General features: G+C 74.5%; 11 protein-coding genes. 5 read left to right on the forward strand and 6 right to left on the reverse strand.

All coding sequences use genetic code 11. The features are described 5' to 3' along the window. Positions 1 to 25 precede the first annotated feature (25 nt). Entirely contained in the window at positions 26 to 973 is a 948-nt protein-coding gene (locus tag HCJ94_RS22055; protein WP_168002944.1) for a DUF3500 domain-containing protein, read from the forward strand. A gap of 6 nt (positions 974 to 979) precedes the next feature. Here the strand turns inward: HCJ94_RS22055 and HCJ94_RS22060 are convergent, their stop codons facing one another. The 6 genes from HCJ94_RS22060 to HCJ94_RS22085 form a co-directional block, all read right to left on the reverse strand. Beyond that, positions 980 to 1,738: a class I SAM-dependent methyltransferase gene (locus HCJ94_RS22060; RefSeq protein WP_168002945.1), complete on the reverse strand. Its 759-nt coding sequence runs from the start codon at positions 1,736 to 1,738 to the stop codon at positions 980 to 982. A 42-nt stretch (positions 1,739 to 1,780) separates the two neighbouring features. Further along, positions 1,781 to 2,281, reverse strand: coding sequence for a DUF2231 domain-containing protein (locus HCJ94_RS22065; RefSeq protein ID WP_168002946.1), 501 nt, complete (start codon positions 2,279 to 2,281; stop codon positions 1,781 to 1,783). A gap of 73 nt (positions 2,282 to 2,354) precedes the next feature. Beyond that, positions 2,355 to 3,095: a GAF and ANTAR domain-containing protein gene (locus HCJ94_RS22070; protein WP_168002947.1), complete on the reverse strand. Its 741-nt coding sequence runs from the start codon at positions 3,093 to 3,095 to the stop codon at positions 2,355 to 2,357. 187 nt (positions 3,096 to 3,282) lie between these two features. Then, positions 3,283 to 5,574, reverse strand: coding sequence for an accessory Sec system translocase SecA2 (secA2, locus tag HCJ94_RS22075; RefSeq protein WP_168002948.1), 2,292 nt, complete (start codon positions 5,572 to 5,574; stop codon positions 3,283 to 3,285). A 165-nt stretch (positions 5,575 to 5,739) separates the two neighbouring features. Continuing rightward, positions 5,740 to 6,828: a zinc-dependent alcohol dehydrogenase gene (locus tag HCJ94_RS22080; RefSeq protein ID WP_168002949.1), complete on the reverse strand. Its 1,089-nt coding sequence runs from the start codon at positions 6,826 to 6,828 to the stop codon at positions 5,740 to 5,742. After that, positions 6,821 to 7,831: a Gfo/Idh/MocA family protein gene (locus HCJ94_RS22085; protein ID WP_168002990.1), complete on the reverse strand. Its 1,011-nt coding sequence runs from the start codon at positions 7,829 to 7,831 to the stop codon at positions 6,821 to 6,823. Before HCJ94_RS22085 ends, HCJ94_RS22080 begins: the two co-directional genes overlap by 8 nt. A gap of 226 nt (positions 7,832 to 8,057) precedes the next feature. Between HCJ94_RS22085 and HCJ94_RS22090 the strand changes: the two genes are divergently transcribed. From HCJ94_RS22090 to HCJ94_RS22105, 4 genes are all read left to right on the forward strand, one after another. Then, the gene (locus HCJ94_RS22090; protein WP_309227382.1) at positions 8,058 to 9,041 is read left to right on the forward strand and encodes a glucosyl-3-phosphoglycerate synthase; all 984 of its coding nucleotides are present in this window, start codon (positions 8,058 to 8,060) and stop codon (positions 9,039 to 9,041) included. Positions 9,042 to 9,117: 76 nt separating this feature from the next. After that, positions 9,118 to 10,275 (forward strand): glycosyltransferase, encoded by a 1,158-nt coding sequence (locus HCJ94_RS22095; RefSeq protein ID WP_168002950.1) that lies wholly within the window; start codon positions 9,118 to 9,120, stop codon positions 10,273 to 10,275. 77 nt (positions 10,276 to 10,352) lie between these two features. After that, positions 10,353 to 10,814 carry a DUF4383 domain-containing protein gene (locus HCJ94_RS22100; protein ID WP_168002951.1) on the forward strand — a complete coding sequence of 154 codons (462 nt, stop codon included), beginning with the start codon at positions 10,353 to 10,355 and terminating at the stop codon, positions 10,812 to 10,814. A gap of 93 nt (positions 10,815 to 10,907) precedes the next feature. Continuing rightward, the gene (locus HCJ94_RS22105; RefSeq protein WP_168002952.1) at positions 10,908 to 11,636 is read left to right on the forward strand and encodes an ATP-binding protein; all 729 of its coding nucleotides are present in this window, start codon (positions 10,908 to 10,910) and stop codon (positions 11,634 to 11,636) included. Positions 11,637 to 11,661 lie beyond the last annotated feature (25 nt).

Here is an 11,661-nt window from a genome sequence, read left to right on the forward strand (position 1 = left end):
CCGCGCCGCCCGGTATACAGGGGCGGTGGAGGATCCGCTGCCCGAGCAGATGCGCACCGCCGGCACGGCGCTGCTCGCCGCCCTGGACGGGCCCGCCCGGGCCGGCGCGGCGTACCGGTTCGACGACGTCGCGGCGCGGCGCTGGCTGGAGTACCGGCCGCGGCCCCGTCCCGGCGTGTGTCTCGCCGACCTCGACCGCACCGCCCGCAAGGCCGCCCACCGCCTGCTGGCGACCGCGCTGAGCCCGCCGGCGTACGCGCAGGCGATGGCGATCATCGCGCTGGAGGAGGTGCTCGACCGGGCCGAGGGGTGGCGGCGCGGCCGGCACAGCGACGACTACTGGGTGGCGGTCTTCGGCGACCCGGCCCGCGACGACGCGTGGGCGTGGCGGGTCGAGGGGCACCACCTGTCGGTCAGCATGACCGTGGTGGACGACCAGGTCTCCCCCGCGCCCGTCTTCTTCGGCGCGAACCCGGCCGCCGTCCGGTGGGCCGGCCACCCGGTGTCGCGGCCACTCGGGCCGGAGGAGGACCTCGGCCGGGCGCTCCTGGACGCGATCGGCCCCGCCGGCCGGGCCGCGGCGATCGTCGCCGACGAGGCGCCCGCCGACATCGTCAGCGCCACCCGGCCCCGGGTCGACGCGCCGGTCGAGCCGCTCGGCGTACCGGCCGACCGGCTCGGTCCCACCGGCCGGTCCCTGTTGGACCAGCTCGTCGCCCTCTACCTGGACCGGCTCCCGCCGGAGCTGGCGATCCGGGAGGCGCGCCGCCTCGCCGGCTCACCGCTGCACTTCGCCTGGGCCGGGCCGACCCGTCCGGGGCAGCGCCACTACTACCGGGTGCAGGGCGACGACCTGCTGATCGAATACGACAACACCACCGACGACGGCAACCACGCCCACACCGTGCTCCGCCGCCCGGCGAGCGACTTCGGCGGGGACGTCCTGGCCGCCCACCACGGCGAGGCCCACTGACGCCCGTCAGGCCGGCCTGGTCGCCTCGATGAGGAAGCGGCGGGCGTGGGTCACGAACGGACCCTCGACCTCGATCCGCCGGTGCAGCCGGGCCAGCGCGGGCCGGTGCCGGTCGACGTCGAAGTCCGGGACGGTCCAGACGACCTTGCGCAGGAACCACACCACGGCGGCGATGTCGTGGAAGACGGTCCGCAAGGTGGCCTCCCGCAGGTCCACCACGGTCAGGCCGGCGGCCGTCGCGGCGGTCACCGCCTGCTCCGGGTGGCGGCTCGCCGGCGGGGGCAACGGGCCGAGGATCGCCTCGCTCAGCTCGCGTACGGTGCCCGGGCCGATCTGCTGGGACAGGAACGTCCCGCCCGGCCGCAGCACCCGGGCGGTCTCCGACCAGTCGGTCCGGACGGGGTGCCGGCTCACCACCAGGTCGAAGGACGCGTCCGCGAACGGCAGCGGCGCGTCCGGCGTCACCGCCACCACGGTGGCGCCGACCCGGCGCAGCGCCCGGGCCGCGACCGGCACGTTCGGTGGCCACCCCTCGGTGGCGACCAGCACGCGGGGCGGTGACGGCACCTCGGCCAGCACCTCTCCCCCGCCGGTGTCCACGTCCAGCGCCGCGTCCGCGGCCGCCATCCGGGCGGCGACCAGGCGGGCGTACCCCCAGGGTGGCCGTTCCTCGGTCGCCCGTCCGGCGAGCCAGTCGAAACCCCAGCCGTCCACCGGGGCCGCCGCCCCCTCCGCGATCAGGTCGTCGAACCGTCCGTCCGTCATCCGGGCAGCCTGCCCGGCCGGGTCCGGACCCGGCAACGAAATTCACGGGCGCGGGCGGACGATCTCCACGGTGGAGCCGGCGACGCCGCCGAGGGCGTCGAGGGTGGTGGGCTCGGCGCGGCCGGCGTCGAACCGGCGGATCAGGCGGGCCCCCAGGGCGACGCCGTACCCGCCCACGACGAGGGCGACCAGCTCGGTGAGGAGCAGCACGACGCTGGCACCCCGCTGCGGCGCGTCCGCCCGGATCAGGCAGGCGATCAGGAACAGGCCGGCCATCGCGGCGTTGACCAGGTTGAACGTCGTGGCCGTCCGGCGCGTCTTCCCGCCCGGTACGTCCCACAGGTCGATCATGCCGGCGACGGTGGCCAGCGCGGCGGCGACGAGCGCCGCCACCGCCGTCCAGTACCCCACCTCACCGAGGAACGCCGGTCCTCCGATCACGTCGGTCAGGTCGAACACCGTCGCGCTCACGAAGAGCCCGAACGGGAACGTCACCAGCATCGGTTGGATCGGGTGCCCCTGCACCCGCAGCCGGCTCTGCATCGCTTCTCCCCAGGTCGCGTCCCGTCACCAGTCAACGGTGCTACCCGGGCGCACACGGGGCGAAACGACGCGGTCAGCTGTCCCGGGGCCGGGAGACCGTGCTCACCAGCCGCTCGGCGACCTCGCGGAGCGGGATGGCGAGCGAGGTGGCCGCGCTGCGCAACACCTCCAGGGCCTCCTCGGCCCGGCAGCCGCGCTGGGTCATGATCACACCCACCGCCTGGCCGACCACCCCGTCGCCGAGCGGGCCGGCGCCGAGCTGGTCGGCCTCGGCGGCCGAGCGGGCCCGGTCCCGTACGGCGGCGAGCAGCAGCCCGGCGTGCTCGGCGAGCAGCATGGCGGTGAGCTGGTGCCGGGGGGTGAGCGCGTCGGTGGCGCCGGCGTAGAGGTTGAGCGAGCCGATCACCTGCTCGTCCACGTCGACCTGGGCCGAGATCACCCCGCGTACGCCGAGTTCGCGGGCCCGCGCCGTCCAGTCCGGCCAGCGCGACTCACGGCCCAGGTGCTCGGAGAGCACCATCTCCCGCCGCCGGATCGCCTCCATGGCCGGCGAGTCCGGGCCGTGCCGCAGGTCGTCCAGACCGGCGAGCCGCTCGTCGGACGCCGCCGCGGCGGCCGGTTCCCCGGCGCGCAGGGCGGTGAACCCGCACCAGGTCACTCCGGCCATCGCGTCGCGGGCGATCCGCACCAGGGCGGCCAGCGCCTCGTCGAAGTCGTCGACGCCGATCAGTCCGGCGGTCAGCTCCCGCAGCAGGGCCGCGGTCTCCAGCACGCCGAGTGTCTCCGCGACCGGCTCACGCATCCCGAGGTTCACCGGTCCTCCGCCCCCACCGCGAATGCGCGCGACACCGCGCGCCCCACCGGGGCCGTTCCCTGTTCCATTTCCTGATCTCTCCCGACTCTCCGGACCCGGGCTACTACCCCCAGGAACAGGGGTCGAAACGACGCAAAAGGGTGCTCTTCCGGTGTCACACGTCACCGGAAGGGCACCCTTTAGGCGACTATCGAGAGCCGGAGCTGAGCCGGCGGCCCACCGAGGCGATGAGCCGGTCGAGCTCCGAGCCGAACGGGTTGTCGTGGACCAGGTACGTCCAGGTGGCGCTCGGCCGGACCAGCTTGGCCTCCTCGGGCTCCCAGGTCTCGTCGAACTCGGTCTCGGTGAAGGTCTCGATGGTGCGCCGTTCGATCTCCGGGACCAGGTTGTTGAACGCGGGCACGGCAGCGCGGTGGAACTCGTCGAGCGGGTCCAGCCGGCCCAGTGCCCGCAGGTGCACGCCCTCGCGGACCTCGGACAGCTCGGCGAGGTGCTCGGCCCAGAGCCGGTCGAGGTGGAAGAGGGCGATCGACCGGGCGACCCGGGCGAGCAGGTCCTCGTCCATCTCGCCGGCCTTGTCGGGCACCTTGTCCAGCAGCATCAACGCCGCGACGTCGGTGGTCAGCAGGCGCTCCCGGCGCTCCGCGAGGGCCTTGCGCTGCTGCTCGATCACCACGCTGTAGCGCCACGTGTTGCGGTGGATCTCGTGGTTGACGCCCTCGGCGACCCGCTGGGCGTGCTCGACGGCGTAGTCGACCTGCGGGTCGGTGACCAGGCCGTCGGCGTTCATCCGGGGCGACGCCGGCACGGTGTCGCCGGCGTGGCGGGCGACGAGGTCGTCCTCCAGGCTGACGAAGAAGACCGAGCCACCCGGGTCCCCCTGCCGGCCGGCGCGCCCGCGCAACTGGTCGTCGACGCGACGGCTGTCGTGCCGGCCGCTGCCGATCACGTACAGGCCGCCGAGCTCGGCGACCCGGTCGCGGTCGGCCTGGTCGCTGCCGCCGAGGCGGATGTCGACACCCCGGCCGGCCATCTGGGTGGAGACGGTCACCGCGCCGTACGCGCCGGCCTCGGCGATGATCGCCGCCTCCTCGTCGTCGTTCTTCGCGTTGAGGACGACGCACGGCACGCCGGCCGCGTTCAGGCCGGCGGCCAGCCCCTCGGACTCCTTGACGTCGAGGGTGCCGACCAACACCGGCCGCCCGCGCTCGTGGTTCCGCCGGATCTCGTCGATCAGCGCGTCCTCCTTCTCGGCGCGGGTCGCGTAGATCCGGTCCGCCTCGTCCTCCCGGATGCACGGGGTGTTCGGCGGGATCACCGCCACCTCCAGGCCGAAGAACTCCCGGAGCTGGTCACCGACCAGCACGGCGGTGGCGGTCATGCCGCAGACCGTCGGGTAGAGCCCGATGTACGCCTGGACGGCGATCGTGCCGAGCACCTCGCCCTCGGCCGTGGCGTCCAGGCCCTCCTTGGCCTCCACGGCCGCCTGGAGGCCGTCGGGCCACCGGCGCCGCTGGGCGACCCGCCCACGCATCTCGTCGATCAGCTCGACCGTGCCCTCGCGGACGATGTAGTCCACGTCGCGGTGCAGCAGCGCGTGGGCGTGCAGCGCCACGTTCACCGCCGAGAGCTGGGCGACGTGCTCCTCGTCGTACAGGTCGATGCCGAGCTTGGCCTCGACGGCGGCGAGGCCGGCGGCGGTGAAGGCGACGCTGCGGCCGTCCTCGGCGACGGTGTAGTGCTTGCCCTTGCGCAGGCCGCGCACGAGCGTGGCGGCGGTGTGCACCGGGTCCTGCTCGCCGGCGACCGCACCGGCGAGGACCATCGGCACCCGGGCCTCGTCGATGAGGATCGAGTCGGCCTCGTCGACGATCGCGGTGCGCAGCGCGGGCTGCACCCGGTCCTCGATGTCGGTGACGAGCTGGTCGCGCAGGTAGTCGAAGCCGGCCTCGCTGACCGAGACGTACGTGACGTCGCAGGCGTACGCCTCGCGCCGCTCCTGCGGCGTGGACGCCTCGTTGACCCAGCCGACGGTGAGGCCGAGCAGGGTGTAGACCGGCTCCATCCACTGGGCGTCGCGGCGGGCCAGGTAGTCGTTGACGGTGAGCACGTGGACCGGGCCGTTGCCCACGCGGACGTGCCCGTACGCGGCGATCACGGCGGTCAGGGTCTTCCCCTCACCGGTCGCCATCTCGGCGACCTTGCCGGACAGCAGCGCCATCGCGCCGAGCAGCTGCACGTCGTACGGCCGCTGGTCGAGCCCGCGGCGGGCGGCCTCCCGGCCGATCGCGCAGATCTCCTCGTAGCCCTCGGCCTTTCCGGCGGCCTCGGTCAGCTCGGCGTCGTCGAGCGCCCGCAGCTCCTCCTCGCGCGCCTCGATGGCGGGCAGCAGCTTCTCCAGCGGTCCCAGGTCCACCGTCGTGCCCGGGCGCTGAAGAAACCGCCGGAACCTGCTCTTCAACCGTTGCGACACACCCATGAGCGGCAACGGTACGCGACCGGACCGATCTCCCGCGTCCCGCCCGCCCACGCCCCGAACCCCTCGATCCCCGCGATCTTGCACTTACTGCCCCGACAAATGCCACATCCACCCCAAAGGGAGGGCCGAAAGTGCAAGATCGCGGGGAGCGGGGCGGGTCCACGGTCAGCAGGTGAGCACGACCTGGAGCTCCTGGCGGCGGCGCTCGGCGAGGTCGGTGAGCAGCGCCGGCGCCTCGTCGAAGGGCACCACCGCCGAGATCAGGTGCTTGCGGATCTCCTCGCCGTACGCGCGGAGCAGGTCGATCGTCTCCGCGCTCAGCCGCTCCCGGTCCCAGATCGGTGCGAGCCCCCGGGGCACCCGGCCGATCTGGGCGCAGCGCACGGACAGCCCGTTGTGGTGGAACTCCTCGCCGAACCGGACCTCGTCCGCCCCGGCCTGGTAGAAGGCCAGGTCGATGACGGTGCCCTGGGGCCGGAGCAGGCGCAGCGCGAGGTGCATCGCCCAGGCCTGGCCGCGGCACTGGAACACCACGTCGGCGCCGCGGTCCCCGGCGGCGTGCCCCCACCGGGTCTTCAGCACCACCGCCGGATCGTCCGCCTCCGGGTCGAGGGTCTCCAGGCCCAGCGCCTCGGCGACCGCCCGGCGCTGCGGCGTCGGGTCGAGCACGACCACGGACGCCGCGCCGTGCCGCTTGGCGAACAGCGCCGTGAGCAGCGCCACCACGCCGCTGCCGACCACCGCGACGCGCCGGCCGCGCACCCCGTCGGCGAGCGAGCGCACGTCGGTCCCGTGCACGTCGGCGGCGGCGTGCAGGATGCCGTTGGCGCAGATCGGCCCCATGTGCGCGACGTAGACGCCGAGCAGCGGGTCCAGGTCGTCGGGCAGCGGGACGAACCGCTCCTTGACCGGGTCGGCGACGTAGCCGGTGCGGTGGCCGTACGTCATGGCGCCCACCGCGCCGACGGCGATGGCCGGGGTGGCGCTCTCCACCACCCGCCCGACCTGCATGTAGCCGAGCCGGTTCACCGGGTACGGCGTGCTCGCCGCGCCGGGCTGGAACAGGCCGAGGTCGGCGTTCCAGCTGACGTTCAGGTACGGGTTCGTGCCCTTGACGAAGCTCAGCTCGGTGCCGGCGGAGACGCCGCTGTAGAGCGTCTCCACGCGGAAGGTGCCCTCCTCCATAGGAGCGGCGTCCTGCTCGACCAGTTCCACCCGCCCGGGGGCGGTGACGGCCACGATCCGGTCACGCATCGACGGTCACCCCGGTCGCGAGGGTCGGCGCGGTGGCCGGGGCGGTCAGGCGCACCGCCCGGCCGGCGCGGGCGGAGTCGGCCACGGCGACCGCCAGCCGCTGGGTGCCGAGCGCCTCCGCGTACGGGACGCGCACGTCGTCGCCGACGCCACGGACGGCGTCGACGAACGCCCGGTCCACGGCCACCCGGGCGGCGTCCGGGTCGGCGGCGAACGACCGCTCGCCGTCCGCGTCGCGGACCACCAGGCCGTCCTCGGTCAGCGCCAGGGCGAGCCCGTCGGCGAGGATCTCCAGGCCGGCCCGGTGCTTCCACCCGAGGACGCAGGCGGCGGTGAGGGTGCCGACGGCGCCGGAGGCGAACCGCAGCGCGGCGGTGGTCACCGAGTCGATGTCGGCGCCGTCGACCGGCGGCGGCGTGCCGTTCCCGTACGCGGTCACCTCGGTGACCTCGCCGACCAGGACGCGGATCAGGTCCAGCACGTGTGCGGCCTGCTCGACCACCGGCCCGCCGGAGTGGTCGCGCCGCGACCACCAGGCCACCGGGGGCACCTTGTCCAGCCAGGACCCGGCGACCATCCGCACCGGACGGTCGGCGAGCAGTTCCCGGGCCTGCTCGACGATCGGCAGGTACCGCCAGTGGTGCCCGACGCCGGTGAGCAGGCCGCGCTCGGCCACGAGGGCGGCGATCCGCTCGGCGGTGCCGAGGTCCACCGCCACCGGCTTCTCCACGAACATCGGCACGCCGGCCGCGATCACCGCCTCCTCCGCCGGCCCGTGGGCGAACGGCGGGACGCAGACGTACACGGCGTCCGGGCCGGCGGCCAGCAGGTCCTCGACGCCGGCGAAGGTCGGGACGCCGTACGTGTCGGCCAGGGCGGCGGCCGCCGCCGACACGACGTCGGTCACCCCGAGCAGCTCGGCGTCGTCGAACCCGCTCAACACCCGGGCGTGGCGCTGTGCCACCCCGCCGGCCCCGATCAGTCCCACCCGGCACGTGCGCATCTCATCACGCCTCTCCATGACGTTTCAGTGTTCCGCGCCAGCTCTCCCCCCGTGTGGGCGCAATCAAACGTTCATCCCCCGGGAACGCCCCGTCACCACTCTCGTGATCACCCTGTTAGGGATGATCCGGTTAGCAGGAGCGAGGTAGTGGGAAAACCAAGACCAGTTTTTCCGCCACGATCAGGGGGTGCCTGTGCGGAATACGGAAACGATCGTCTCACCGGTGGTGGAGGCCTGGGCCACCTACCGGACGACGTCGGCCGCCGACTGGCCGGCGCGGCGCCTGCTGCGCGCCAAGGGGGACAGCCGGGTCAGCGTGGTGCTGCCCGCCCGCAACGAAGAGGCCACGGTCGGCGCCATCGTGTCGACGATCCGGGAGCACCTGATGGACCGGGTGGCCCTGGTCGACGAGCTGATCGTCGTCGACTCCCGGTCCACCGACCGGACGGCCCAGGTCGCCCGGGCCGCCGGCGCCGAGGTCGTCAGCCAGGACGCGATGACCCGCGGTCTGCCGCGACTCACGGGCAAGGGCGACGCGCTGTGGGCCGGGCTGGCCGCCGCCGAGGGCGACGTGGTCGCGTTCGTCGACGCCGACCTCCGCGAGTTCCGTCCGCACTTCGTGACCGGGCTGATCGGCCCGCTGCTCACGGACCCGTCCGTCGATTTCGTCAAGGGCTTCTACCACCGCCCCCTGGTCGGCACGGCCGGCGTGGAGGCCGACGGCGGGGGCCGGGTCACCGAGCTGATGGCGCGCCCGCTGCTGAACCTGTTCTGGCCCGAGCTGGCCGGCTTCGTGCAGCCCCTGGCCGGGGAGTACGCCGGCCGCCGGGACGTGCTGGAGCGGGTGCCGTTCGTGTCCGGGTACGGCGTCGAGACGGCGATGCTCATCGACCTGCTCGACCTGGTGGGCCTGGACGCGCTCGCCCAGGTCGACCTCGGTGAGCGCAAGCACCGGCACCAGGACACCGCGGCCCTGGGCCGGATGTCCGCGCAGATCATGCTCACCGCCTGGTCCCGGCTCCAGCGCCGCGGGTGGGCGGCACCGGGCGCGTTCCCCGCGGAGCTGCTCACCCAGTTCCGGCGCGGCGGCTCGGAGGCCCTGCCGAACCTGGAGCGGGAGATCGTGGTCACGGACGTCTCCATCGAGGAGCGTCCGCCCCTGGCCGAGTTGCGGCACCGGGTCCCCCGGCGCCGGATGGCGGCGGCGTGAGGAGCCGGGCGCACCGCCCGGTCGGTGGTGGAGCGCGGGGCGTCCACGCCCCCGCCGAGGGAAGGGACCGCGCGCGATGAGCCTCACCGTCCTGATGAACGCCGGCCCCTGGCTGTCCGTGCCCCCGCCCGGTTACGGCGGCATCGAGAACGTCATCGCGACCCTGGTGCCGGAGCTGCGGCGACTCGGCGTCCGGATCGTGTTCGCCTCGGTCGGCACCAGCACCCTCCCGGTCGACGAGATGTTCTCCGTCTTCCCCGACGGGCAGTTCCACGCGCTGCAACGGCCGTACAACCAGGTCTGCGGCATCTCCCAGGCGCACCTGAACGGCGTGGTGCGGGAGCTGCACGCCCGCGACGACATCGACCTCGTGCACGACCACGTGGAGGCGGTCGGGCTGGCCACGCTCACCGCGATGGGCCCGGACGCCCCGCCGGCGCTGCACACCCTCCACTGGGACCTGGCCAAGCATCCCGAGCTGTACGGCAACGTCGACGGCGGGGACCGGGTCCGGGTCAACGGTGTGTCCGCCTCGCAGCTGGCCCGGGCGCCGCGCGCGCTGCAGGAGCACTCGGTCGGGCACGTGCACCTATCCACGCCGCTCGCCGTGGGCGCGGACCGTCGGCCCGCCGCGGCGAAGGGCGACTACGCGGTCGTCCTCGGCCGCATCAACCCGGGCAAGGGGCAGGACCTGGGTGCCCGGGTGGCGCAGCGGGTGGGCGTCCCGCTGGTGCTCGCCGGGCCGGTCGGGCCGTACCACCGGCCGGAGGACCTGGCCGCGGCCGGCGAGGAGGCGCGGCAGAACCCGGACGTGCGGTTCTTCCTGGAGAAGGTGGCCCCGCACGTCGACGGTCACCTGGTCCGCTGGGTCGGCACGGTGGCCGGGCAGGAGCGCGACGACCTGGTGGCCGGCGCCCGCGCCACCCTCTTCCCGCTGCGGTGGGAGGAACCGGGGGGCACGGCGGTGGTCGAGTCCCTCGCCCTGGGCACGCCGGTGGTGTCCACCGCCCGGGGTTGCCTGCCCGAGCTGATCGACCACGGCCGTACCGGGCTGCTGACCACCGACGAGGAGGAGCTGGGCGACCTGCTCCTCGCGGCGAGCCTGATCGACGAGGGCGACTGCCGCCGGGAGGCCGCCGCCCGGTTCACGCCGGCACTGATGGCGCAGCGGTACGTGGCCCTGTACGAGCAGGTCCGCCAGCTCGCCACGGCGCCCCGGCTGCAACCCGTCTGACGCGCCGCACCCGGCCGCCCCCGCACCGGGGGCGGCCGGGTGCGTTTCGACCCCGTCGTGACGGGTACGGCCCACCGGTGACGGTCCCGCCCGCCCACGCGCGCGCCCGGCGCAACCCGGCCGAGGGCCAGCCGCCGGTACGCCGGGCCGCCTTCGCCCTCGCCGTGGTTTTCCTGGTCAGCGGTCTGCTCGGCTTCGTACCCGGGGTCACCGAGAACTTCGCCGACCTCCGGATCGCGGGCCACCAGTCGGGGGCCGAGCTGTTCGGCGTCTTCGGGGTGTCCGTCCTGCACAACCTCGTCCACCTGATGTTCGGTGTGGCCGGGCTGGTCCTGGCCCGGTCGGTCCCGGCCGCCCGGGTGTACCTGATCGGCGGCGGCGCGATCTACCTCGTGCTGTGGTTGTACGGGATGGCGGTGGACCACCGCAGCGCGGCGAACTTCCTCCCGGTGAACGACGCCGACGACTGGCTGCACCTCGCTCTCGGCGGCGGGATGGTCGCACTGGGCACGCTGGTCCCGCGCCACGCCCGCCGGTGACGGCGGCGGCCCGGTGACCCCGGTCTCGCCCGGTTTCGCCCTGGTCAGGCGCGGGTAGTTCGCAGGTTCCGACGACGAGAGGCAAGGGCCGCAATGCCGAGCCGGATCACCTGCGAGGTGCGGGACTGGGCACCGGTGACCGTCGTGCGGCTGTACGGCGGTCTCGATCTGGGCACCATGCGCGTGGTGCGTACGGTGCTGGACCGGTGCCTGTCCACGCAGCCGGACGCGCTGGTGGTCGACCTGGCCGGCGTCGCCGTCCGCGACCGGCTGGCCCTGTCGGTCTTCGCCACCACCGCCCGTCGGGCGGCCGACTGGCCGGCGGTCCCGATGGTCCTCTGCGCCCCGCCGCCGGAGGCCGCGAAGTGGCTGGCCGAGTCGACCGTCGCCCGGGTGCTGCCGGTACGGCGGGACTGCGCCGAGGCCACCCACGAAGCCCGGCGGGCCGTGGCGCCCCGGCTGCGCGCCCGGCTGGAGCCGGTGGCGGAGGCCTGCCGGCTGGCCCGCGAGCTGGTCGGCGACGCCTGCGCCCGGTGGAACGTGCCGGGGGCGGTCGGGCCGGCGTCGATCGTGCTCAGCGAGCTGGTGGGCAACGTGGTCCGGCACGCGCACACCCCGATGCAGGTGACGTTGACCCTGCGCCGCCCGTACCTGCACGTGGCCGTGCAGGACGGGAGCCACGCCCCGGCCCGCGCCGGGCGGCCGGACCTGCGGGCCGAGGGCGGGCGGGGCCTGCTGCTGGTGCGGGAGCTGGCCGAGCGCTGGGGCTGCGTCCCGGCCGGTGCGGGCAAGGCCGTCTGGGCCACCGTGGCCGCCAATTGACCGAAATTGCCGCTATAGCCTTAAT

The sequence above is a fragment of the Micromonospora thermarum genome (assembly GCF_012034245.1).
GTDB lineage: Bacteria > Actinomycetota > Actinomycetes > Mycobacteriales > Micromonosporaceae > Micromonospora > Micromonospora thermarum.